At 70.8% G+C, this 22171-nt stretch carries 22 protein-coding genes; 8 read left to right on the top strand and 14 right to left on the bottom strand.

Annotated features, from left to right (window positions below):
- Positions 1 to 63: 63 nt before the first annotated feature.
- On the top strand, positions 64 to 633 hold the full coding sequence (locus AC3ET3_RS34060) for a GNAT family N-acetyltransferase (RefSeq protein ID WP_432139538.1): 570 nt from the start codon (positions 64 to 66) through the stop codon (positions 631 to 633).
- Positions 634 to 653: 20 nt separating this feature from the next.
- Here the strand turns inward: AC3ET3_RS34060 and AC3ET3_RS34065 are convergent, their stop codons facing one another.
- The 6 genes from AC3ET3_RS34065 to AC3ET3_RS34090 all read right to left on the bottom strand — a co-directional run bounded on the left by AC3ET3_RS34065 (position 654) and on the right by AC3ET3_RS34090 (position 7875).
- The gene (locus AC3ET3_RS34065; RefSeq protein ID WP_435613543.1) at positions 654 to 2099 is read right to left on the bottom strand and encodes a type IV secretory system conjugative DNA transfer family protein; all 1446 of its coding nucleotides are present in this window, start codon (positions 2097 to 2099) and stop codon (positions 654 to 656) included.
- A 10-nt stretch (positions 2100 to 2109) separates the two neighbouring features.
- Positions 2110 to 3522 (bottom strand): ATP-binding protein, encoded by a 1413-nt coding sequence (locus AC3ET3_RS34070; RefSeq protein WP_432139540.1) that lies wholly within the window; start codon positions 3520 to 3522, stop codon positions 2110 to 2112.
- A 14-nt stretch (positions 3523 to 3536) separates the two neighbouring features.
- Positions 3537 to 5078 carry an SCO6880 family protein gene (locus AC3ET3_RS34075; protein WP_435613550.1) on the bottom strand — a complete coding sequence of 514 codons (1542 nt, stop codon included), beginning with the start codon at positions 5076 to 5078 and terminating at the stop codon, positions 3537 to 3539.
- A 23-nt stretch (positions 5079 to 5101) separates the two neighbouring features.
- A complete protein-coding gene (locus AC3ET3_RS34080) occupies positions 5102 to 6463 on the bottom strand; it encodes a hypothetical protein (protein ID WP_435613544.1) in 1362 nt (453 codons plus the stop codon).
- Positions 6453 to 7316 carry a DUF8175 domain-containg protein gene (locus AC3ET3_RS34085; RefSeq protein WP_435613545.1) on the bottom strand — a complete coding sequence of 288 codons (864 nt, stop codon included), beginning with the start codon at positions 7314 to 7316 and terminating at the stop codon, positions 6453 to 6455. Before AC3ET3_RS34085 ends, AC3ET3_RS34080 begins: the two co-directional genes overlap by 11 nt.
- Before the next feature lie 250 nt (positions 7317 to 7566).
- Positions 7567 to 7875 (bottom strand): hypothetical protein, encoded by a 309-nt coding sequence (locus AC3ET3_RS34090; protein WP_014673544.1) that lies wholly within the window; start codon positions 7873 to 7875, stop codon positions 7567 to 7569.
- Between the two features lie 287 nt (positions 7876 to 8162).
- On the opposite strand from AC3ET3_RS34090, the gene AC3ET3_RS34095 reads away from it, so the two are divergent.
- From AC3ET3_RS34095 to AC3ET3_RS34105, 3 genes are all read left to right on the top strand, one after another.
- Complete coding sequence (locus AC3ET3_RS34095) at positions 8163 to 9881, top strand: serine/threonine-protein kinase (protein WP_435613546.1); 1719 nt, start codon at positions 8163 to 8165, stop codon at positions 9879 to 9881.
- 42 nt (positions 9882 to 9923) lie between these two features.
- Positions 9924 to 10925 (top strand): C40 family peptidase, encoded by a 1002-nt coding sequence (locus AC3ET3_RS34100; RefSeq protein WP_432139543.1) that lies wholly within the window; start codon positions 9924 to 9926, stop codon positions 10923 to 10925.
- A 204-nt stretch (positions 10926 to 11129) separates the two neighbouring features.
- On the top strand, positions 11130 to 11840 hold the full coding sequence (locus AC3ET3_RS34105) for a phosphatase PAP2 family protein (protein ID WP_432139544.1): 711 nt from the start codon (positions 11130 to 11132) through the stop codon (positions 11838 to 11840).
- A 138-nt stretch (positions 11841 to 11978) separates the two neighbouring features.
- Here AC3ET3_RS34105 and AC3ET3_RS34110 read toward each other — a convergent pair whose 3' ends face one another.
- Together AC3ET3_RS34110 and AC3ET3_RS34115 are read right to left on the bottom strand one after the other, a co-directional pair.
- The gene (locus tag AC3ET3_RS34110; protein WP_435613547.1) at positions 11979 to 13514 is read right to left on the bottom strand and encodes an FAD-binding oxidoreductase; all 1536 of its coding nucleotides are present in this window, start codon (positions 13512 to 13514) and stop codon (positions 11979 to 11981) included.
- Positions 13515 to 13569: 55 nt separating this feature from the next.
- Positions 13570 to 13752: a hypothetical protein gene (locus tag AC3ET3_RS34115; protein WP_432139546.1), complete on the bottom strand. Its 183-nt coding sequence runs from the start codon at positions 13750 to 13752 to the stop codon at positions 13570 to 13572.
- Positions 13753 to 13893: 141 nt separating this feature from the next.
- Between AC3ET3_RS34115 and AC3ET3_RS34120 the strand changes: the two genes are divergently transcribed.
- Both AC3ET3_RS34120 and AC3ET3_RS34125 read left to right on the top strand, forming a co-directional pair.
- A complete protein-coding gene (locus AC3ET3_RS34120; RefSeq protein ID WP_432139547.1) occupies positions 13894 to 14730 on the top strand; it encodes an SCO4651 family lipoprotein in 837 nt (278 codons plus the stop codon).
- A 71-nt stretch (positions 14731 to 14801) separates the two neighbouring features.
- A complete protein-coding gene (locus AC3ET3_RS34125) occupies positions 14802 to 14987 on the top strand; it encodes a hypothetical protein (protein WP_432139548.1) in 186 nt (61 codons plus the stop codon).
- 7 nt (positions 14988 to 14994) lie between these two features.
- Here AC3ET3_RS34125 and AC3ET3_RS34130 read toward each other — a convergent pair whose 3' ends face one another.
- The gene (locus AC3ET3_RS34130) at positions 14995 to 15360 is read right to left on the bottom strand and encodes a metal-sensitive transcriptional regulator (RefSeq protein WP_435613548.1); all 366 of its coding nucleotides are present in this window, start codon (positions 15358 to 15360) and stop codon (positions 14995 to 14997) included.
- 197 nt (positions 15361 to 15557) lie between these two features.
- On the opposite strand from AC3ET3_RS34130, the gene AC3ET3_RS34135 reads away from it, so the two are divergent.
- Both AC3ET3_RS34135 and AC3ET3_RS34140 read left to right on the top strand, forming a co-directional pair.
- Positions 15558 to 16178 carry a DUF47 domain-containing protein gene (locus AC3ET3_RS34135; protein WP_432139550.1) on the top strand — a complete coding sequence of 207 codons (621 nt, stop codon included), beginning with the start codon at positions 15558 to 15560 and terminating at the stop codon, positions 16176 to 16178.
- Between the two features lie 9 nt (positions 16179 to 16187).
- On the top strand, positions 16188 to 17186 hold the full coding sequence (locus AC3ET3_RS34140) for an inorganic phosphate transporter (protein WP_432139551.1): 999 nt from the start codon (positions 16188 to 16190) through the stop codon (positions 17184 to 17186).
- 166 nt (positions 17187 to 17352) lie between these two features.
- On the opposite strand, the gene pstB is transcribed toward AC3ET3_RS34140, so the two are convergent.
- The 5 genes from pstB to AC3ET3_RS34165 all read right to left on the bottom strand — a co-directional run bounded on the left by pstB (position 17353) and on the right by AC3ET3_RS34165 (position 22168).
- A complete protein-coding gene (gene pstB, locus AC3ET3_RS34145; protein WP_432139552.1) occupies positions 17353 to 18129 on the bottom strand; it encodes a phosphate ABC transporter ATP-binding protein PstB in 777 nt (258 codons plus the stop codon).
- Positions 18130 to 18174: 45 nt separating this feature from the next.
- Positions 18175 to 19239 carry a phosphate ABC transporter permease PstA gene (gene pstA, locus AC3ET3_RS34150; RefSeq protein ID WP_432139553.1) on the bottom strand — a complete coding sequence of 355 codons (1065 nt, stop codon included), beginning with the start codon at positions 19237 to 19239 and terminating at the stop codon, positions 18175 to 18177.
- Complete coding sequence (pstC, locus tag AC3ET3_RS34155; protein ID WP_432139554.1) at positions 19236 to 20240, bottom strand: phosphate ABC transporter permease subunit PstC; 1005 nt, start codon at positions 20238 to 20240, stop codon at positions 19236 to 19238. Before pstC ends, pstA begins: the two co-directional genes overlap by 4 nt.
- A gap of 125 nt (positions 20241 to 20365) precedes the next feature.
- Positions 20366 to 21496, bottom strand: a complete 1131-nt coding sequence (pstS, locus tag AC3ET3_RS34160) for a phosphate ABC transporter substrate-binding protein PstS (RefSeq protein ID WP_432139555.1) — start codon at positions 21494 to 21496, stop codon at positions 20366 to 20368.
- Positions 21497 to 21739: 243 nt separating this feature from the next.
- A complete protein-coding gene (locus AC3ET3_RS34165) occupies positions 21740 to 22168 on the bottom strand; it encodes an NUDIX hydrolase (protein ID WP_435613549.1) in 429 nt (142 codons plus the stop codon).
- Between the last annotated feature and the right edge of the window lie 3 nt (positions 22169 to 22171).

The raw sequence follows: 22171 nt of genomic DNA on the forward strand, positions 1-22171 counted from the left end.
GGGTGCGCAGTGCGTCAGTATTTCGGATGAGAGGCGCGGTGGCCCGACGCTAGGGTGGCCGGCATGACCGCCTTGAGCTGGGAGAACGGTGTGGTCCGTGCGGTGCGCGCGGACGAGTGGAAGAACGCGCGGGAGTTGCGGCTGGACGCGCTGCGCGATCCCGTGGCCCACCTCGCGTTCATGGAGACGTACCAGGACGCGGTGAGCCGGCCCGACTCGTTCTGGCAGGAGCGCGTGGAGCGGGCCGCGGCAGGGGTGCACGGGGTACGGCAGTTCGTGGCCGAGACGCACGACGGGCGCTGGGTGGGCACGGTGACCGTGCTGGTCGAGGAGGCCGGGGCGACGGACTGGGCCGGGCTGCCCGTCGAGCGGCGGCAGGGACACGCCGTGGCGGTGTACGTGCGTCCCGAGTGCCGGGGCAGCGGGGTGATCGACGCGCTGTTCGAGGCCGTGTCGGAGTGGAGTTGGCAGCGGGGGCTGGAACGGGTACGGCTGCTGGTGCACCGTGACAACCAGCGGGCGCGGGCCGCGTACGGCAGGCTCGGCTTCCTGCCGACCGGGGTGACCATGTCGCTGGTGGAAGGCGAGGAGACGGACGCGGAGCTGGAGCTGGCCCGGGAACGGGCTGCCTGAGCTCCTCGCGGCCGGGGACCCTACATCGACAGCTCGTCGTGGGGCCAGCGGGTCCTGGCCTGTTCGCGGGAGCGGAGCAGGGCGAGGGTCGGCAGACCCCGGTCTGCCCCCGTGGCCAGGAGGTGCGGGAGCTGGGGGATCGGAGCGACCGCCGCGACGTCGTCGAGGACCAGGGTCAGTGGTGGGTCGAGCCGACCGGCGGGTGACCGTTCGGCCATGCGCCGGCCGCGCTCGACCACGCTTGCGACGAGAGCCGTCAGCAGCGGCATCGCGCCGGGGGTCGTCCGGGGATCCTCGATGGACTCGCCCACTACATAAAGCGTTCCCCCCTCGTGGACGAAGGAATCCAAGGCGAGGGTGTCGGTTCGGTTGGGTGTGCAGGCCTCGCGGACGTTGACCGTGGAGAGCGCGGACAGGGCGCGGGTGGTCAGCTCCTGGGCCATGTCACGGCGTTCGGGGTGGGCGGTGAGGGCCGCTTCGAGTTCGCCGGCCGTACCGGACGACGCTTTCGGGTTGGTGCGCAGGATGCGGACCGCTTCCTGGACCTGGGTGCCCTGCGCCCAGCGGTGGACATGGCGGACGGTGCGGCCGTCCACGGCTGCGGCGTGCAGGTAGCAGCGCAGCAGGGTCTCCGCCGTGTCGTTGACCGCCTGGTCCAGCCGTGAGGTGGGGCGGGTCGGGGTGAGCAGGGCGGCGGCGGTCCGGGCGGCGGTGTCCCGGTCCTCGCAGTGGGTGGCGGGGGACCAGTGCAGGCGGGCCGGGGTGTCGCAGCGGTGGGTCGGATCGTAGAGGAGGACGGGGCCGAGTTTGGCGCGGGCGTCCTTGGTGGCCTGCCAGAGGGCGGGGTTGGAGGTGAGGACGAGGGCGGGGCCCTCGGCGTCGCGTACGGCGGTGGCCGCGGTGTGCTCCCGGGCTTCCCTGGGGGCGAGCAGGACGCGGTCCCAGTCGGCCGCGGGCAGCGGCTCGGCCGGGGCGGGCGGCGGAGCCTCGGGGACCGGCGTCTGCTTCTGGGGTGCCCGCGGGGTCGGGACCTCGTGCACATGGACGGGGGGCGTGGGGAACTCCGGCTGCGCCGCCGCCCCGCGTTCCGCCCGGACCGCACGCCACCGCGCCACCGTTCCCATGACGAACACGGTCAGGACGAGCAGGACCATCAACTGCCCGATGAACAGGCCCCAGAACAGCCCGTAGCCGGAGAGCCGGCCGGCCGGGGTGTCCGGCCAGGCGCCGGTGATGTCGTGGGGCTGTCCGATGAGGTGGCGCATGGCCAGAGGGGTGCGGGTGAAGGTGACCTCGCTCGGCCAGGACCCGTGCGAGAACAGGGCGGCCAGGCCGGTGGCCGTCCAGACCAGCAGTGTCATGCCGAGCAGGAACGCCAGTATGCCGATCAGCAGGCCGTCCGGGACGCCGCCCCGGGCGCCCCGGTGACCGTCGCTGCCGTGGTGTCGGTGGTCGTCGGGTCTCACCTGGCGCCCCCTAAGCGACCGTCGATTCGGAGTCGCCCAGGTGCTGTTCCACGAAGGCCGCCGCGCGCTGCTCCGCCTCCAGTTCGGCGGCGTGCAGCGCGTCGTCGTGATCGCGGTCGAAGGACGACTCGGTCATCGCGCGGTCGGTGAACACCAGAGGGCGTTCGGTCTCGGTGACCAGGTGTTTGACGACCTGGACGTTGCCGTTGACGTCCCAGACGCCGATGCCGGGCGTGAGGGTGGGGATGATCTCCACCGCCCAGCGGGGCAGACCCAGTACCCTGCCGGTCGCCCTGGCCTCGTCGGCTTTCTGGGCGTAGATGGTGCGGGTGGAGGCCATCTTGAGGATGGCGGCGGCCTCCTTGGCGGCGGCTCCGTCGACGACGTCCGACAGGTGGTGGACGACGGCGACGAAGGACAGACCGAGGCGGCGGCCGAACTTCAGCAGGCGCTGGAACAGCTGGGCGACAAAGGGGCTGTTGATGATGTGCCAGGCCTCCTCGACCAGGAAGATGCGCTTCTTCCGGTCGGGGCGGATCCATGTGTGCTCCAGCCAGACGCCGACGATCGCCATGAGGATGGGCATGGCGATGGAGTTGCGGTCGATGTGGGACAGGTCGAAGACGATGAGGGGCGCGTCGAGGTCGATGCCGACGGTCGTCGGGCCGTCGAACATGCCGCGCAGGTCACCGTCGACGAGGCGGTCCAGGACCAGGGCCACGTCCAGGCCCCAGGCCCGTACGTCGTCTATGGCGACGTTCATCGCCTCGGCGGACTCCGGCTCGGGGTGCCGCAGCTGCTCGACGATGTCGGAGAGGACCGGCTGACGGTCGGTGATCGTCTCGTTGACGTACGAGTGGGCGACCTTCAGGGCGAAGCCGGCCCGCTCGTCGAGGCCGTGGCCCATCGCGACCTCGATGATCGTGCGGAGCAGCGCGAGCTGGCCGGTCGTGGTGATCGCCGGGTCGAGGGGGTTGAGGCGGATGCCGTGGTCGAGGGCGGCCGTCGGGTCCAGGCGGATGGGAGTTATCCCCAGCTCCTGGGCGATGAGGTTCCATTCGCCGACGCCGTCCTCGCCCTGGGCGTCCAGGACGACGACCTGGCGGTCGCGGAAGCGGAGCTGGCGCAGGACGTAGGTCTTCTCCAGCGCCGACTTGCCGTTGCCTGACTCGCCGAGGACCAGCCAGTGCGGGGCCGGGAGCTGCTGGCCGTAGAGCTGGAACGGGTCGTAGATGTAGCCCTTGCCGGAGTAGACCTCGCGGCCGATGATGACGCCGGAGTCGCCGAGGCCGGGGGCGGCCGTCGGGAGGTAGACGGCCTGGGCCTGGCCCGTGGAGGTGCGGACCGGGAGGCGGGTCGTCTCGACCTTGCCGAAGAGGAAGGAGGTGAAGGCGTCGGTGAGGACGGACAGCGGGTCCCGCATCAGCGCATCAGCCCCTACCTTCGGATTCCGGTGGCGAACGGGAGCGTGTTGACGAACGCGCGGTGGTGCTCGCGGTCGCACCACTCCAGTTTGAGATACGACTTGCCCGCCGACGCCCTTATCGTCCGCTTGTCGCGGGCGAGTGCCTCGGGGGAGCGGGAGGAGACGGTGATGTAGCCGACCAGGTTGACGCCCGCGGCGCCGCTGGCGAGGTCCTCGCCGCGCTGGTCGAGGCGGGAGTGGGCGGCCACGTCGCGGGGGTCGACGGTGCGGTTCATCTTGGCGGCGCGGCTGGCCTCGGCCTCGTCGTTGGTCTTCTCGGTCAGCATGCGCTCGATGGCGACCTCGGTGGGTTCGAGGTCCATGGTGACGGCGACCGTGCGGATGACGTCGGGGGTGTGGACGAGCAGGGGGGCCAGGAAGTTCACTCCGACCGGGGTCATCGGCCACTCCTTGATCCAGGCGGTGGCGTGGCACCACGGGGCGCGGGTGCTGGACTCGCGGGTCTTGGCCTGCAGGAACGTGGGCTCCATGGCGTCCAGTTCGGCCGGCCAGGCGTTGCGCCGGCTCATCGCCTGGATGTGGTCGATGGGGTGGTCCGGGTCGTACATGGAGTGGATGAGGGAGGCGAGCCGGCCCTGGCCGAGCGGCTGGCGGACCCGGATGTCCGCCTCCTGGAGGCGGGAGCAGATGTCGGTCAGCTCGCGGGCCATGACGACGGCGAGGCCGGCGTCCCGGTCCAGCTTGCGGCCCGACCGGGGGTGCGCGGCGCGGGCGACGGCGTGGGCCTCGGCGGCCAGGTCGCGCGTGTAGTGCATGCAGGCGACGAGGTAGGCGCGGTGCTGCTCGCTGCTGGTGGACACCATGGACTGGAGCTGCTCGTACGACTGCCGCAGCCAGGCGGGGGACCGCTCGTCGCCGCGCTGGGCGATGTCCTTGGCGTGGGCGTCGGGGTCGGCGGGGAGGGTGCGGGCGAGCATCTGCAGGCGGGTGACGAAGCCGTCGCCGTTGGCCACGTGCTTGAGCAGGGTGCCGAAGCGGTCGACGAGGGCCTCCTGGTCCTCGCTGTCGCGCAGGCCGACGCCGGGACCCTCGATCTCGATGGCCGCGGTGACGGTTCTGCGGTCGGCGTGCAGCAGCACGGCGATCTCGTCGGGGCCGAAGGGGGCGGCCAGCCAGGTGATGCGGCCGATGCCGGGCGGCGGGGCGATCTCGATCTCCTGGCCGTCGAGGCGGGTGCCGGCCTCCATGGCGCCGGAGCGGTAGAGCGTGCCGCGGCGCAGGGTGCGCTTGTAGCTGCGGTTGATCTCGAACCACTTGTAGAAGGTGCGCTGCTTGTACGGCATGTAGACCGCGGCGAGCGCGAGCACCGGGAAGCCGGCCAGCAGCATGATGCGCAGGGAGAGGACCGGGACGAGGAGCCCGCACATCATGCCGAGGAACGCGCCGATGACGATGAGCGCGATCTCGCCGGTCTCGCGGTTGCGGCCGACGATCGCGTTCGGCCGGGCGCGGCCGATCAGATATGAACGGCGGGGCGCGACCGAGTGGGACACATGGGCCGTGTGGGAATCAGCCGTCAACGCCCTTCACCTCCCGTGCGGTTGGTACTGCTGTTGCGGGCGTTGCTTGCGTGCGGTGTGTTGACCGGGCTGCCGGTGCGCGGCGCGGGTGCGGCGGAGGGGACAGATCCGCCGCCACCGCCGGTCGCGGGGCGTGAGCTGTGGGCGGCCATGCCGCCGGAGGCGGCGTTGGCGGGCCGGGGGGTGCTCGAGCCCTGCTGGCCGCCGGCGTTGTTGTCGGCGCGGGTGCTGTGGGTCTTGATGCCCTGGGCGACCAGGGACGCCGGGGAGGAGATCACGGCGGCGGCCTTGCCCTCGGCGCCCTGCATGATGCGGTTGTTGCGGGCGCCGGCGATCTCGTCGCCGAAGCCGGGGACGAAGCGGTAGATCATCGCGCTGGCGAAGATGGCCAGCAGGATGATGGCGAGGCCGGAGACGACGGCGGAGAACGCGCCGGGGCCGTCGTCGGCGGAGAGCGCGCCGGCCAGGCCGAGGACGATCACGATCACCGGCTTGACCAGGATCACGGCGATCATGATGCCGGCCCAGCGGCGGACGTGGCCCCACAGGTTCTTGTCGACCAGCCCGGCGTAGACGACGGTGCCGAGCAGGGCGCCGACGTAGAGCAGGGCGGCGCGGATGACCATCTCCAGCCAGAGGACACCGGCGGCGAGGATGCTGACCAGGGAGACGACGATCAGCATGATCGGGCCGCCGCCGATGTTCTCGCCCTTGGCGAGGGCGGCGGAGAAGTTGCCGAAGAAGGTGTCGCTCTGGTCGCCGGTGGTCTTGGCGAGGACGTCGGAGACGCCGTCGGTGGCGGAGACGACGGTGTAGAGGATCAGCGGGGTGAAGGCGGAGGCGAGGACGGTCAGCCAGAGGAAGCCGATCGCCTCGGACAGCGCGGTGGTGAGGGGGACGCCTCGTACCGCGCGCTTGGCCACCGCGAGCAGCCACAGGAGCAGGGTGAGGATGGTGGACGCCGCGAAGACGACGGCGTACTGCTGGAGGAACTTGGGGTTGGTGAAGTCGACGTTCGCGGTGTCCTTCACGGCCTCGCTGAGCTTGTCGACGGTCCAGGAGGCGGCGTCGGCGCAGCCTTTGGCGAGGGAGGAGAGGGGGTCGACGGTGTCGGAGACGTTCGGTGAGGGCCGGGCGCCGGACGGGTTGTTGTCCTGCTCGCAATAGGTCTGCGCCTCGCCGGGCAGGAGGGAGCAGTCGACGCTCCTGCTGGGGGACGGTGAGGGCGACGCCCCGCCGCTCGGGGTAGGGGTGGGGGAGGGGGCCGCGAAGGCGCGCGAGGCCAGCAGTACCGCCGTCGTCTGTACGGCCGTCAGGGTGCCGGTGAGTGTGAGCACGCGGCGGGTGTTACCGGGCATACGTGAACCCTCCGTACTCCTCGATGGCCTTGCTGATCTCGTCGGAGGTGGACGCCTTGTCGTCCCCGGGTACCGGCGCCGGGCCGTCCGTCTGCTTGCTCGCGCCCACCTTCCAGTCCCCGTCGGCCCACCGCAGGTCGAACGTCCACGTCTTCCACGACGTGGTGACGGGGTCGGTGGAACGTTCGCCGGACATGCCGATCAGGCCGACGTACCAGACGGCGACCTTGGCGGCGGTGTCGGTGTACTGCTGGACCGTGGTGCCGACCGGTACGACGCGGGAGACGAAGGTACTGCCCTTGGGGGCGTTGCCGTCCGCGTCGAGGCCCATCTTGGCGAGGAAGTCGGCCGAGTACGCCTGGTCGAGGGCGCTCTGCAGCCCGGTGGCGGCGTCGGCGGTGTAGACGGTGGTGACGATGGTGCGCCGGCTGCCCTGGTGGAACATGCCGGTGGAGCCGAGTACCACCGCGTAGTTGGCCGCGGCCGACTGGGCGCCCTGCCGGGTGCGGGCGAAGCCGGACGGGATGCCGGCGGCGCTCTTCGTCGTCACGGGCTCGGTGCCGGTGGCCGCGGTCGAGGCGGCCTCCGCCTTCCCGGCGGGCTTGCCGCCGCCTTGTGCCGAGGCTGCGGAATCGTCTCCTCCACGGTTCGCGAAGGCGATCGCGGCGATGAGGAGGACGACGACGCCGACCACCGTCACCAGGCTGCGCGAGGAGGAGCGGCCGCTGCGGCGGGCGCCGCCGTAGGGGTCGTTGTCGGGCAGCCGCAGTCTGGTCCGGCCGCCGCCGCCGTGGACGTATCCCCGGTCCGCGCCGTATCCCCGGTCCGCGCCGTAGTCCTGCTCGTCGCTCATGCCGTGTACGCCCCCTCGCTGCCGTACCGGTACGCGTAGGAGTACGACGGTAGCCGTGCTGGTTCCCGCGCGGACGCGGAGTGATGACTCGACATCAGGGAGACGCAACCTCAGCCGGTGGGGCCCGACGGGCGGGTGGGGTGGAGGGACCGGGCGTGCCCGGCGGGGACGGACGACGGACGGGAGAGCGGACGGGAGAGCGGACCCGCGGTGTCCCGGACGGGGCGCGGTGGCCGCGGCGAAGGGCGGGCTAGACGGCCATGCCGTACACGATCGTGAACAGTGTGCCGAGTGATCCGATGATGAAGACGCCCGTGAGGCCGGCGATGATCAGGCCTTTGCCCTGCTCGGCGCTGAAGGTGTCGCGCAGGGCGGTGGCGCCGATGCGCTGCTTGGCCGCGCCCCAGACCGCGATGCCGAGGCAGAGCAGGATGGCCACCGCCATCACCACCTCGATCATCACCTTGGCCTCGTTGCCCAGGCTGCCGAAGGGGCCCCAGTCCGGAGCGATCCCGCCGATGATGGTGTTGATGTCTCCCTTGTCGGCCGCAAAGAGCATGTAAGTCACCGCCCCTGGTGGGTAGTTCCGCCATCCTCTGCGGAGTGCAGAGGTCACGCCTCATTCTCGCCGACAACGGCGCCGTCGTATGTCGACTTGGCGTCATTGATGGGCGGGATTCGTACGAATACCACCGTACGGTTACTCTGTGTATCACGGCAGGTCACGCCGGGCAACGAAGTCTCGGCGGAACCTGTGGTGTGGTTCCGTCGTTGACCCCTCTCAGGGTCACACGCGTTTCTGACGGCCGGTCGGGTGAGGGGCCGTCACGATGTTCTCATGGGACCGTGGACGCACTGAAGGAACAGGACCCGGCCCGGATAGGCGGGCACACGCTGCTCGCCCGGCTCGGTGCCGGCGGGATGGGACAGGTGTATCTCGGCCGCTCGCCCGGCGGGCGCCTCGTGGCGATCAAGGTGATCCGGGACGAGATCGTCGACCATCCCGAGGCGCTGGCCCGCTTCCGGCGCGAGGTGGCGACGGCGCGGGCGGTGCGCAGCGCCTACACGGCGAACCTGATCGACGCGTCGCTGGAGGCGGCGCCGTACTGGCTGGCGACGGAGTACGTCGCCGGACCGACCTTGGCGGCGGCGGTGGGGGAGCGGGGGGCGGTGCCCGCCGAGAGCGCCCGGCGGCTGTTCGCGGCTCTCGCCGAGGCCCTGGCCAGTGTGCACGGCCATGGTGTGACGCACCGGGACCTCAAGCCGCAGAACGTGATCCTTTCTCCGCAGGGGCCGCTGCTCATCGACTTCGGTATCGCCCGCGGTGTCACGGACACGGCCCTCACCCAGACCGGGTTCACCCCGGGTACGCCCGGCTACACCGCGCCCGAGGTCCTGATCAGTGACCAGGCCGGACCGGCCGCTGATGTCTTCGCGCTGGGTGCGACGCTGTCCTACGCCGTGACGGGCCGACCGCCGTTCGGGCACGGACCGACGTACGGGGTGTCGTACCGGGTGGTGCACGAGGACATCGACGTGGCGGGTGTCGAGCCGGAGCTCGCCCGGCTCATCCGGGAGTGCGTGGCCAAGGACCCGGCCGAACGGCCCGGTCTGGACGCGGTCATCGCACGCTGTGCGGTTTCCTCCGGACTTGCCGAGGACCCGTTCTACGTGCGTCTCGTCGGCGACGTGGAGGCCGTGCCGCAGGACCTGCACGCCGCCGTCGCGGCGGGGCTGATACCGCCGGGGCGTGGGGCTGTGCCGTCGGCCCAGCTACCCACGGCCGGGCCGGGCTATGTGCCGACCCTCGCACCGTCGGCGCCGACAGCCGTGCCCGAGGCGCGTCGGCCGCGGCGTACCGCGTGGGTGGTGGCCATGGCGGTCGCGGTCGTGGTGGGGACGGGAACTGCCGTGGCGCTGAGGACCCTGGGGGACGACGGGTCCCAGGGGAAGGACCAGGGGCCCATTCCGTCGTCCCCGTCCGCGAGTGCGGTGTCCTCGAAACCGCCGGAGTACATCCTGAACGACCGGATCTCCCGGGACTACTGGACGCTGTCGACCGATTCGGATCTCGCGTCGCACGGCATCGGTCAGTGCCGACAGATCGGTGCGGTGAGTCCCCCGGAAGAACTCCAGTACGGCGTCGACGACGCCGGTGATCCGGAGTCCCCGACGGTCGCCGAGCGAGCCAGGATCATCTTCCGGTTCAAGTACGCGGAGCTCAAGGAGAAGCCCCCGACGCCGTACTACGTCGCGGTGGCGGTGAAGCCGCCGCATGAGATCGACGCCGACACGGGCAAGCCCTTCGAGGTGATGATGGAGAGCAAGAACATCGGCTACTCGAGCAAGCCGGTGGACATCTACACGCACTGGAAGGACGGCGGGTACGTCGAGCTGACCTATCCCGACGACTTCGAGAGCCATTACGCGGGGGGCGACGTCGTCCCGGCGATTCCCGTGGCGAACGACCCGGGGGACTGGACCGCGGTCCTGTACCACGTCAAGGGCGGGCCGAGCGACTACGAGAGCATCGGTTGCACCGGGTTCCGGGTGGGAAGCTCATAAACTGGCGCGAGCGGACTGCTGGCTGACGAGGGGCGGTTGACGGTGCGTAAGGCATGGGTCGTGGCTGGTGCCGCCACCGCGGCGGGCGTCAGCTTCGTGATGCTGCTCGTGGTCGGTGTGTACGTCGTCGCGGGGAGCCTCGTCAACAGCGCGGCGGGCCGTAGCGTCGGGCTGGCCAGAGGGGCGGTGCCGGCCGCGTACGAGGCGCTCGTGCAGAGGTGGGGCAATCTCTGCCCCGCCATCAACCCCGCGCTGCTGGCCGCCCAGTTGTACCAGGAGAGCGGGTTCAACCCGAACGCCAAGAGCCCGGCCAAGGCGGAGGGGATCGCGCAGTTCATCCCGGGGACCTGGGCGACGCACGGGATCGACGGCGACGGGGACGGCGACCGCGACGTGTGGGACCCGCATGACGCGATCCCGTCGGCCGCATCGTACGACTGCGAACTCGCCTCCTATGTCAGGAGCGTGCCAGGGGACCCGACCAAGAACATGCTCGCGTCGTACAACGCGGGTGCCGACGCGGTCATCAGGTACGGCGGGGTGCCGCCGTACAAGGAGACCCAGAACTACGTACGGATCATCACGGCCCTGCAGGAGTCCTTCGCCGCGCCGGTCGGCCGCCTCAGCCCTTCGGAGCAGGCCGCCGGGGCCATCGCCTTCGCTCAGAAGAAGTTGGGGACGCTGTATCTGTGGGGTGGGGACGGGACGCCCGAGGACGGGGGGCGGTTCGACTGTTCGGGGCTGACCAAGGCGGCCTACGAGAGTGTGGGGATCACGCTGCCGCGGGTGGCCAACGATCAGTACAACGCGGGGCCGCATCCGACGCGGGATCAGTTGCTCCCCGGTGACCTGGTGTTCTTCTCCGACGATCTGACCAACTCCCGGGCCATTCGGCACGTCGGCATCTACGTCGGCGGTGGGTACATGATCGACGCGCCGCGGACGGGCGCGGTGATCCGGTTCGACCCGATCGACACGCCCGACTACTTCGGGGCCACACGGGTGACGGAGGATGGCGCGAAAGCGCTCCCCACGAGGGTGTGAACCGAGTGTGAAGCCCGGCCCTGAGCTGCGAGGACGTGTCTCTCTTCGATAACGTCTGCGTGATCATTCAGTGGAGGGTGGAACGTATTGACCGGGGCCGTGCGTTCCTGTTGACGTACATCGACCACGGGGGTGGCAGATGCGGCGCACGCCTGAACACGTGTCAGTGCGCCGGGCACTACGTGACGAAGGGGCCTTGGCACCATGGCTGGACTCGCCGAATCCGGGTCGAACCCCGACGTCGACCTGCTCTACGACATCAACGGTCTGGCGAAGGACGCGCCGCACTGGTTCGACCGGATCGTCGAGTTCGTGGGTGAGTACGGGCTGTTGCTCGCCATGGTGCTGCTGGTGGTGTGGTGTTGGTGGGGGACGCGCAAGCGGGTCGGCGGGGCCGAGGAGGCGGCTTCGTCCGTCGCCGCGCTGGTGTGGGTACCGCTCTCGGCCGCCGTCGCGGTGCTCGTCAACGTGCCCATCCGGGGGTTCGTCGAGCGGCCGCGGCCCTTCCGGGACCATCAGGGGCTGGAGGTGCTCGTCTCCGGGAAGGACGACTTCTCGTTCGTGAGCGACCACGCGACCCTGACCATGGCCATGGGGGTCGCGCTGTTCGTCGCCAACCGGAGGTTCGGGCTGGTGGGCATCGGGCTCGCGCTGGTCGAGGGGTTCTGCCGGGTGTACATGGGAGTGCACTACCCGACGGACGTCGTGGGCGGGTTCGCGCTGGGCACGGCTGTGGCGCTGCTGCTGTCGCCGCTGGCCGCCGCGCTGCTGACACCGCTGCTGCGGGCCGTGGACCGGTCCCGGCGGGCCGGGTGGGTGGTCCGCAGCCGGGCCGCCCGGGAGGCCGATGAGGGGCGGGCGGTGGCGTCCGGCACGCGCACGGAGTCGACGGCCGAGCGGGACCTCGCGGCCTGACGGAGTCCGGCGGCTCGGCGAGGGGCGACGGCTCGGCGCGGCGAGGCGCGACGGCGCGGCGGCACTCGCGGGCCGGCCGGAACAGGTGGCCCAGCGGTGGCCCAGCGGTGCGGGGCTCGGCGATGCGGAGTGCGGCGCTCAGAGCGCCTGCGGGTAGGTGAAGAAGCGGTCGGGGTCGTACTGGCGCTTCAGCTGGGTCAGGCGGGGAGCCGCGTCGCCGTAGTACGCCTTCCGCCAGTCGCGCAGGGTGGGGTCCGTGTAGTTCTGGTACGCCGCCCCCGACGCGTGGGGCCGCATCGCCGCGTGGGCCTCGGTCAGCCAGGACCGGGAGGCCGTGCCGGACGCGCCGGCCGGCCAGGAGGCGATGTACTGGGCGAGCATCCGGGAGCGGCGGTGGACGAAGGCCGTGGCGGTGGGGGAGACCCGGTTGACGGCGCCGCCGAGCGCGGTGAGGGCGATGCTGCCGGGGCCGCCGCGCACGTGCTCGACCTGGGTCAGCAGGGCATGGATGCCGGCCGCGGACAGGGAGCGGTCGAAGAAGTCGGAGCGGGCGGCGTAGGTCTCCCGGCGCAGGGCGCCCTGCGGGGAGCGGCCGGGTGTGGTGCCGGGCAGATGGCACTGGGCGTCCGTCGCGAAGGAGGAACAGCCGGCGTAGATGTCCATGGCCTGCTTGTAGGAGTGGCGGTGCAGGGAGACCGTCGACGCCGGGGCCCCCACCCGGTCGGCGAGGCGGTCCACGGCGTTCTGCAGCTGCCCGTGGGTGCCGATGCAGAACGCCGACACCGAGACGGTGGGAGCACCGCCGGGCGCCCGTTCAAGGTGCAGCGCGGACCAGATCTCGTCCGGCTGGCCGGGGCCCCACTCCTGCCAGGCGCGGACCACCGCCGCCGCGCTGGACCAGGGCCAGGTGAGTCGGCCGGTGACCGCCTGGGGCGCCGGGTGGGTGCGCAGCCGCAGCTCGGTGACGACGCCGAAGGTGCCGTTGCCCGCCCCGCGCAGCGCCCAGAAGAGGTCCTCGTTGTGGGTGGCGTCGGCGACCAGCTCGCGGCCGTCGGCCGTGACGAGGGTCGCCTGGGTGAGGCTGTCACAGGTCAGGCCGTACGCCCGGGAGACGACGCCGTGTCCGCCGCCGAGGGCCAGACCGGACACGCCGACGGTCGGGCAGGAGCCCGCCGGGACGGTGACGCCCTTGGCGGCCAGGGCGCGGTAGACGTCGATGAGTTTCGCGCCGGCCCCGACGACCGCCTGGTCGCCGCTGACCCGGACCCGGCTCAGCCGTGACACGTCGAGGATCAGCCGGCCGTCGCCCGAGGACCAGCCGGCGTACGAGTGGCCGCCGTTGCGGATGGCGACCTTGGTGGCGTGGGCGCGGGCGTAAGACAGGGCGGTGCGGATGTCGTCGGTGTGCGCCACGTAGGCGACCGCGGCCGGCTTCAGGGTGTCGAAGCGGGTGTTGTAGAGCTGGTGGGCGGTCGGCCAGGCGGCGTCGCCGGGGCGGATCAGCTGCCCGTCCAGGTCGCCGGCGAGGGCGGCCCAGTCGGCGGTGCCGGTGGCCGGGGGCGGGGTGGTGGCGGGAGCGGTGGGGCCGGTCCCGTCGGTGGTGCCGCGGCAGGCCGCCGTCGCGGTGGCCGCGAGGGCGGCCGTTCCGCCCGCGATGAACTTGCGCCGTTCCATGGTGTCCGTCCTCGCGCCGTCCGTCGGCTTCACGCAGCGAGACGGGTCCGGCGGGTCATGGGTTCCGGCCTGCCGCGGTGTGCGTCCGTGCGTCCGTGCGGGCCAGGCTCCTGGCTCTGCGGGCCGGGCCGCGCCAGCCGCAGGTGCAGCGGGCGAAGCAGAAGCGGCCCTGTTCGACGGTGCTGGTCAGATGCTCTCCGTCCGTCTGGGGAGCGGTGTGGCCGTCGGCGTGCGTCACTTGGAGAACGTTACCCACGGGCGGGGCGGCGGATGTGTGTCCGGGGGTACGACTTCGGCCATGCGTGACGGGGGCACCTACCCGTCGTTAACCGGTCGACAGCGGGCCCGAGAACGGACATACCGGCTGGGGGTTGTGGCGATGGCGGAGCGGCAGCACGGGCTCAAGGGCGCGGCGGTCGTCGCGGGACTGGTGGCCGGCGCGTGCGCGGGCGCGACCGGTTGCGGGGGCGGTGGGGCCGCGGCGGACGAGGGACGGCCGGCCGATCCCGTGCAGGTCCTGCACCGGGCCGCCGACACCCTGCGCGACGCCGGCAGTTCGAAGGCCACCACGTCGATGGAGATGGCGACCGGCGGCACCCGGGTGACCATCCGGGGCGAGGGGGTGTACGACTACCGCAGGCGGATGGGGCGGCTGAAGGTCGTGCTGCCGCAGGACCCGGCGGGGACCAGTGAGCACCGGCCGATCACCGAACTCCTCACGCCCGGAGCGCTGTTCATGAAGAACCGGGGCGCGGGCGTGCCGGCCGACAAGTGGGTGCGGGTGCGTACGGCGACGCTGTCCGACGGGAACCTGGTCACCGGCGGGGCGACCGATCCGCTGGCCGCCGCGGAGGTGCTGCGCGGGACGCGGACGGCGACGTACCTGGGCCGGACCGAGCTGGCGGGGACGGCGGTGCGGCACTACCGCGGGACCGCCGATCTGGGGGAGGCCGCGCGCGGCGCCACCGCCGGCCACCGGGAGGCGCTGGCGGCGGCGGCGAAAGGGTTCGCCACGGCGCGGGTGCCGTTCGACGTGTACCTCGACGACGCCGGGCGGATCCGCAAGGTCCGGCACCGGTTCAGCTTCGTCAACGGGCGGCGGGAGGGCGTGGTCGCGGTCGCCTCGACGACCCTGCTGTACGACTTCGGCGCGCCGGTCGACGTACGGCTGCCGCCGGCCGGTGACATCTACGCGGGGCGGATCGCCGAGAACTAGCCCTTCCGTGCCATGCGCGGTGTGTGCGCCGCTCCCTACTCTAGGAAGCCGGTGACGGCAGAGACGAGGTGATGCGCGTGGCTCCGGTCGGCGGTACGGCAGTTCAGGACCACGTGGCCCTCGCCGAGATCGAGCTGTGCGGGGAGCTGATCATCGCGGCCTCGGCGGCGGAGGACCGGCTCAGCCTGGAGAGCATCGACGCGGTGCTGCGGGTGGCCGAGGAGCGCGAGGGCTCCTCGGGGACCGGGGCCGGCTGACCGGTGCTCAGGTACGCAGGAGGCGGCCGATCGCCTTCGTGGCCTCCTCCACCTTCGCGTCGATCTCGTCGCCGCCCTTGAGGGCCGCGTCGGCGACGCAGTGCCGGAGGTGCTCCTCCATGAGTTGCAGGGCGAAGGACTGCAGGGCCTTGGTGGAGGCGGAGACCTGGGTGAGTATGTCGATGCAGTAGACGTCCTCGTCGACCATGCGCTGCAGGCCGCGGATCTGGCCCTCGATGCGGCGCAGGCGCTTGAGGTGTTCGGCCTTCTGCTGGTGGTAGCCGTGCACGCCCCGGTCGTGGTCGGTGACCACCTCGGCGGGTGCGGTCGCGTCGGAGGGCGCCGTGGTCGCGCCGGCCTCGGTCGTCGTCATCGCGTCCTCCTGAAGTGACGGGCATATACCCCTGGTGGGTATATGGTAGCCGACTTTGCTGGGTATGGACCTCTTGGTCCGCCCCCGTGCTGACCACTGTGCCCGATGGGCGACACTGGGGGACGGCCCCTTAGCCGTGGCCGGATGATGCGCCTAGCATCAGCCTGACCGAAACCGATGCACCCCGAGGACCCCAAGTGCGCTTTCGTCTGACCCCCAGGGAGACGAGCTTCTACGACATGTTCGCCGCCTCCGCGGACAACATCGTCACGGGCTCGAAACTCCTGATGGAACTGCTCGGGGCGGACGCTTCCGCCCGGGCTGAGATCGCGGAGCGCATGCGGGCGGCGGAGCACGCGGGTGACGACGCCACGCACGCGATCTTCCACCAGCTGAACTCCTCCTTCATCACGCCCTTCGACCGCGAGGACATCTACTCCCTCGCCTCCTCCCTCGACGACATCATGGACTTCATGGAGGAGGCCGTCGACCTGGTCGTCCTCTACAACGTCGAGGAACTGCCACGCGGTGTGGAGCAGCAGATCGAGGTGCTGGCGCGGGCCGCCGAGCTGACGGCCGAGGCGATGCCCAACCTGCGGACGATGTCGAACCTGACCGAGTACTGGATCGAGGTCAACCGGCTGGAGAACCAGGCGGACCAGATCCACCGCAAGCTGCTCGCGCATCTGTTCAACGGCAAGTACGACGCGATCGAGGTGCTCAAGCTCAAGCAGATCGTGGATGTGCTGGAGGAGGCGGCCGACGCCTTCGAGCATGTGGCGAACACGGTGGAGACCATCGCCGTCAAGGAGTCCTGAGGCCCGGCCATGGACACCTTCGCACTGGTCGTGACCATCCTGGTCGCGCTCTTCTTCACGTACACCAACGGCTTCCACGACTCGGCGAACGCCATCGCCACCTCGGTGTCCACCCGGGCGCTGACACCGCGGGCGGCGCTGCTGATGGCGGCCGTGATGAACCTTGGCGGTGCCTTCCTCGGTTCCGGGGTCGCCAAGACCGTCAGTGAGGGGATCATCCAGACGCCCGAGGGGTCGAAGGGGATGGGGATCCTCTTCGCCGCCCTCGTCGGCGCCATCACCTGGAACCTGATCACCTGGTACTTCGGCCTGCCCTCGTCGTCCTCGCACGCCCTGTTCGGGGGCATGGTGGGGGCGGCGCTGGCGGGTGGCACCAGCGTCTACTGGAGCGGGGTCTTCGAGAAGATCGTCCTGCCGATGTTCGTGTCGCCGATCGTGGGTCTGCTGGTCGGCTATCTGGTGATGACGGGCATCCTGTGGCTCTTCCGGCGGGCGAACCCGCACAAGGCGAAGCGGGGCTTCCGGATCGCGCAGACCGTCTCGGCCGCCGCGATGGCGTTGGGGCACGGTCTGCAGGACGCCCAGAAGACGATGGGCATCGTGGTGATGGCCCTGGTCATCGCCGATGTCGAGGACTACGGCGATCCCATTCCGGTGTGGGTCAAGGTCGCCTCCGCCGTGATGCTCTCGCTGGGTACCTACGCCGGCGGGTGGCGGATCATGCGCACGCTGGGACGGAAGATCATCGAGCTGGACCCGCCGCAGGGGTTCGCGGCCGAGGCGACCGGGGCGTCGATCATGTTCACCACGGCGTTCCTGTTCAAGGCGCCGATCTCCACGACCCACGTGATCACCTCGGCGATCATGGGCGTGGGCGCGACCAAGCGGATCAACGCGGTGCGGTGGGGTGTCGCCAAGAACATCGTGCTCGGGTGGTTCATCACCATGCCGGCCGCGGCGCTGGTCGCGGCGGCGGCCTTCGGACTGATCGACCTGACCATCCTGTAGTGCCGGGCCCTCCCTTGGTGCCCGGCCGCCCGTCGCCCGCTTTCGGTGGGCGGTGCGCAGGTGCCGGCAGGCAAACGATGAGGCCCGCCCCCCGGGAGCCAGGGGGCGGGCCTTCTCGGCCTCGCGGTGGCACCGCCATGCAGCACCGCGAGGAGTCAGGGCCGGCTCAGCCGAAGCGGCCGGAGATGTAGTCCTCGGTGGCCTGGACCGACGGGTTGGAGAAGATGCGCTCCGTGTCGTCGATCTCGATGAGGCGGCCGGGCTGGCCGACGGCGGCCAGGTTGAAGAAGGCCGTGCGGTCCGAGACACGGGCGGCCTGCTGCATGTTGTGCGTCACGATGACGATCGTGAAGCGTTCCTTCAGCTCGCCGATCAGGTCCTCGATGGCGAGGGTGGAGATGGGGTCCAGGGCCGAGCAGGGCTCGTCCATGAGCAGCACCTTGGGCTCGACCGCGATGGCCCGCGCGATGCACAGGCGCTGCTGCTGGCCGCCCGACAGACCGGAGCCCGGCTTGTTCAGGCGGTCCTTGACCTCGTTCCAGAGGTTCGCGCCCTTGAGGGACCTCTCGACGACCTCCGCGAGCTCGCTCTTCTTGTAGTTGCCGTTCAGGCGCAGCCCGGCCGCCACGTTGTCGAAGATCGACATGGTGGGGAAGGGGTTCGGGCGCTGGAACACCATGCCGACCTCGCGGCGCACGGACACCGGGTCGATGCCGGCGCCGTACAGGTCCTCGTCGTCGAGGAGGACCTTGCCCTCGACACGGCCGCCCGGCGTCACCTCGTGCATACGGTTCAGGGTGCGCAGGAAGGTCGACTTGCCGCAGCCGGACGGGCCGATGAACGCCGTCACCGAGCGCGGCTCGACGGTCATCGAGATGTCTTCGATCGCCTTGTGGGAGCCGTAGTACGCGGTCAGTCCGCTGACATCGATTCGCTTGGCCATGATTGCTACTTCACTTCCGGATCAGTCGGTCGCTGGATGGCCGCGTCAGCGACCGGTCTTGGGGGCCTTCCAGCGGGCGATGCCGCGGGCCACCAGGTTGAGGATCATGATGAAGCCGATGAGGGCCAGGGCCGCCGCCCAGGCGCGGTCGTACGCCGCACCGGAGCCGCCGCTGTTGGCGTACTGCAGGTAGATGTACATCGGCAGCGACGCCTGTGGGTCCTCGAAGGGGTTGGCGTTGATGAAGTTCGTGCCCCACACCAGCAGCAGGACGGGGGCCGTCTCGCCGGTGATGCGCGCGACGGCCAGCATCACGCCGGTGGTGATACCGCCGATGGAGGTCGGCAGGACCACCTTGAGAATGGTGCGCCACTTCGGGACGCCCAGCGCCAGCGAGGCCTCGCGCAGCTCGTTCGGGACGAGCTTGAGCATCTCCTCGGTGGAACGGACGACGACCGGAATCATCAGGATGCACAGGGCCAGCGAGCCGGCGAAACCGGACGGCCCCATGTCGAGCATCAGGATCCAGAGACTGAGGACGAACAGACCCGCGACGATCGACGGGATGCCCGTCATCACGTCGACGAAGAAGGTGACGGCCTGGGCGAGCCGGCCCCGGCCGTACTCGACCAGGTAGATCGCGGTGAGCACGCCGACCGGCACGGAGATCAGCGCGGCGAGGCCGACCTGCTCCAGGGTGCCGAGGATGGCGTGGTAGATGCCGCCGCCGGGCTCGGTGTCGGAGACCACGCCCATCGAGTGGGTGAGGAAGAAGACGTCGAAGACCTTCGCACCGCGCTTGACGGTCTCCCAGATGAGGGAGGCGAGCGGTATCACGGCCAGGATGAACGCCACCCACACCATGCTGGTCGCGACGCGGTCCTTGGCCTGGCGCCGGCCCTCGACCCGGGCGGCGATGCCGAAGGTGCCGAGGACGAACAGCAGCGCGGCGATCAGACCCCACTGGACGTTGCTGTCCAGGCCGGCCGCGGCGCTGATGCCCAGGCCGGCGGCGACCGAGCCGGCGGCGACCGCCCACGGGAACCAGGCCGGCAGGTGGGCACCGCGCAGGGTGCTGCGGCGCTTGGCGGAGACGGATGCGTGGCTCATGCGTTGGCCCCCGAGTACTCCTTGCGGCGGGCGATGATCAGCCGGGCCGCGCCGTTGACCAGCAGGGTGATGACGAAGAGCACCAGGCCGGAGGCGATCAGGGCGTCCCGGCCGATCTCGGTGGCCTCGTTGAACTTGCTGGCGATGTTCTGGGCGAAGGTGCCGCCGCCCGGGTCCAGCAGGCTGGCGTTGATGTCGAAGGTCGGCGAGAGCACCATGGCCACGGCCATCGTCTCACCGAGGGCGCGGCCGAGGCCGAGCATGGAGGCGGAGATCACGCCGGAGCGGCCGAAGGGCAGCACCGACATGCGGATGACCTCCCAGCGGGTGGCGCCGAGCGCCAGCGCCGCCTCCTCGTGCATCCGCGGGACCTGGCGGAAGACCTCGCGGCTCACGTTCGTGATGATCGGCAGGATCATGATCGCGAGGAGGATGCCGACGGTGAGCAGGGAGCGCGGGGCGCCGCCGTTCCACTCGAAGATCCCGGTCCAGCCGAGGTACTCGTCCAGCCAGCCGTACAGGCCGTCCATGTGCGGAACGAGGACGAGGGCGCCCCACAGGCCGTAGACGATGGACGGCACCGCGGCCAGCAGGTCGATCACGTACGCGATGGGGCCGGAGAGGCGGCGCGGCGCGTAGTGGGTGATGAACAGCGCGATGCCGACGGCGATCGGGACGGCGATGGCCATGGCGATGACCGACGACACGACGGTGCCGAAGGCCAGCACGGCGATGCCGAAGGCCGGCGGGTTGGCGCTGGGGTTCCACTCGAAGGTGGTGAAGAAGTTGGCCTCGTCCTTGTTGATGGCGAGGACGGCCCGGTAGGTGAGGAAGGCCGCGATGGCGGCCATGATCACCAGGACCAGGATGCCGGACCCGCGGGACAGACCGAGGAAGATCCGGTCTCCGGGGCGGGTGGCACCGTGCGCGGCGCGCTTCTGCTCGGCCGGGACGGGCCCGGGAGCTGGGGGAGCTGTGGTGTTCTGTGTGGTGGTGTCCATCGGGTTCTCCGGTCTGCGGAGCCGTCGTGCGGGGCGGCTCGGGGCGGAGCCTTCGCGTCGGGCTCCTGGCGGCGGTGCACCGGACGGTGCGGTCCGGCCCCGGGGGGCCGGACCGCACACTGGGGTCAGCTCAGGGCCGAGATGTTCGACCGGACCTTGGTGATGATCTCCTCGGGCATCGGCGCGTAGTCGACGCCGGTCAGCAGGGCCTGGCCGTCCTTGGAGGCCATGAAGTTCAGGAACGACTTCGTGGTGGCCAGGGAGTCGGACTTGTTGCCCTTGTCGCAGACGATCTCGTACGTCACCAGGGTGATCGGGTAGGCACCCTCGGCCTTGGTGGCGTAGTCCAGCTTCAGGGCGAGGTCGGAGCCGGTGCCGACGGTCTTGGCGGCGGCGATGGCCTTGGTCGCGTTCTCCAGGGTGGCCTCGACCGGGGCGCCGGCGCCGGTGTTCAGGGCGACCGTCTTCATGCCGTCCTTGGCGTAGGACAGCTCGAAGTAGGAGATCGCGCCGGAGGTCTGCTTCACCTGCTGCGCCAGGCCGGAGGAGCCCTGCGCGGCCTGGCCGCCCTTGGCCTTCCACGCCTTGCCGGGCTCGTACTTCCAGTCGTTCGGCGCGGCGGCGGCCAGGTACTTGGTGAAGTTGTCGGTGGTGCCGGACTCGTCCGAGCGGTGGAACGCCTGGATCTTCAGGTCGGGAAGCTTGGCGCCGGGGTTGAGCTTGGCGATGGCCTCGTCGTTCCAGTTGGTGATCTGGCTGTCGAAGATCTTCGCCACGGTGGCGGCGTCCAGGACGAGCTTGTCGACGCCGGGAACGTTGAAGCCGATGGCGACCGGACCGCCGACCATCGGCAGGTCGATGGCCTGACCGCCGGAGCAGACCTTCTTGGACTCCTCGACCTCTTCCGGCTTCAGCGCGGAGTCGGAGCCGGCGAACGCGGTCTGACCCTGCAGGAAGGCGGTGATGCCGGCGCCCGAACCGGTCGGGTTGTAGTTGATCTGGACGTCCTTGCAGGCGGCCGTGTAGGCCTTGACCCAGGCGTCGATGGCGTTCTTCTGCGCGGACGAGCCGGACGCCTGGAGCTGGCCCTTGGCGTCCTTGCAGTCGACGTTGCCGGCCGCGGCGGTCGCGGTCGAGTCGGAGCCGCTGCCGCTGGAGCCGGTGTCGTCGGAGCCGCACGCCGTGAGGGCCAGGGCGCCGGAGACGGCGATCGCGCCGAGAGCGAGAGCCCGCCGGTTCTTGCGCTGAAGCTTCACTTGAGATCCTTCCGGGAGCCGCCGTCCTGAATTCGGCGGCGTGCGAGGGTCTGCGTCATGAGGGTCTGCGTTGTACCGACACGTCCCGCAGGTCGCGGTCCGCACCGGGTAAGGCCGAAATTAGGCAGAACAGGTGAAGCCACCTACGGGCGTAAATGAACGGCGGGTGAACCCCTGAGGTCGGTGCGGTTAGGTCACGGAACGCTCACGCCGAGGACACGGAGAGGCTGCGGTGGCCGTCCGTCACCGGGCCGGACGCAGGGTCGCCGGCAGGGCGTCGACCAGGTCGCGGTCCCTCGCCTGGGTCAGCCGGGCCTTCGCCGCGGCGGGCGGCAGCCACAGGACGCGGTCCACCTCGGTGTTCGGCCGGAATTCGCCCCCCGTGGCCTCGGCCGCCCAGTAGCGCACCCGCTTGGGCCGGCCGTTCGCCAGGTAGTGCTGCGTGGGCAGCTCGGCGCCGGGCGCGGCGGTGTGACCGGTCTCCTCAGCCACCTCGCGCAGGGCGCCGCGCAGCGCGTCCTCGTCCGGCTTGAGCTTGCCCTTGGGGTGCGACCAGTCGTCGTACTTCGGACGGTGCACGAGGCACAACAGCAGGGAACCGTCGGCCGGGGAACGGCGCCACAGGACGCAGCCGGCCGCCTCCACCACGGGGCTGTCCGGAGGAGAACTCATGGG

This window comes from Streptomyces sp. bgisy159, assembly GCF_057707805.1.

Coding starts and splice junctions, on each gene's coding strand:
- AC3ET3_RS34085 (WP_435613545.1), bottom strand. CDS start 7,316: ATGAGCGACGAGCAGGACTACGGCGCGGACCGGGGATACGGCGCGGAC.
- pstA (WP_432139553.1), bottom strand. CDS start 19,239: ATGAGCCACGCATCCGTCTCCGCCAAGCGCCGCAGCACCCTGCGCGGT.
- pstB (WP_432139552.1), bottom strand. CDS start 18,129: ATGGCCAAGCGAATCGATGTCAGCGGACTGACCGCGTACTACGGCTCC.
- AC3ET3_RS34070 (WP_432139540.1), bottom strand. CDS start 3,522: ATGCGGGACCCGCTGTCCGTCCTCACCGACGCCTTCACCTCCTTCCTC.
- AC3ET3_RS34090 (WP_014673544.1), bottom strand. CDS start 7,875: ATGCTCTTTGCGGCCGACAAGGGAGACATCAACACCATCATCGGCGGG.
- AC3ET3_RS34125 (WP_432139548.1), top strand. CDS start 14,802: ATGCGCGTGGCTCCGGTCGGCGGTACGGCAGTTCAGGACCACGTGGCC.
- AC3ET3_RS34165 (WP_435613549.1), bottom strand. CDS start 22,168: ATGAGTTCTCCTCCGGACAGCCCCGTGGTGGAGGCGGCCGGCTGCGTC.
- AC3ET3_RS34140 (WP_432139551.1), top strand. CDS start 16,188: ATGGACACCTTCGCACTGGTCGTGACCATCCTGGTCGCGCTCTTCTTC.
- AC3ET3_RS34060 (WP_432139538.1), top strand. CDS start 64: ATGACCGCCTTGAGCTGGGAGAACGGTGTGGTCCGTGCGGTGCGCGCG.
- pstC (WP_432139554.1), bottom strand. CDS start 20,240: ATGGACACCACCACACAGAACACCACAGCTCCCCCAGCTCCCGGGCCC.
- AC3ET3_RS34120 (WP_432139547.1), top strand. CDS start 13,894: ATGGCGGAGCGGCAGCACGGGCTCAAGGGCGCGGCGGTCGTCGCGGGA.
- AC3ET3_RS34130 (WP_435613548.1), bottom strand. CDS start 15,360: ATGACGACGACCGAGGCCGGCGCGACCACGGCGCCCTCCGACGCGACC.
- AC3ET3_RS34080 (WP_435613544.1), bottom strand. CDS start 6,463: ATGCCCGGTAACACCCGCCGCGTGCTCACACTCACCGGCACCCTGACG.
- AC3ET3_RS34110 (WP_435613547.1), bottom strand. CDS start 13,514: ATGGAACGGCGCAAGTTCATCGCGGGCGGAACGGCCGCCCTCGCGGCC.
- AC3ET3_RS34105 (WP_432139544.1), top strand. CDS start 11,130: ATGGCTGGACTCGCCGAATCCGGGTCGAACCCCGACGTCGACCTGCTC.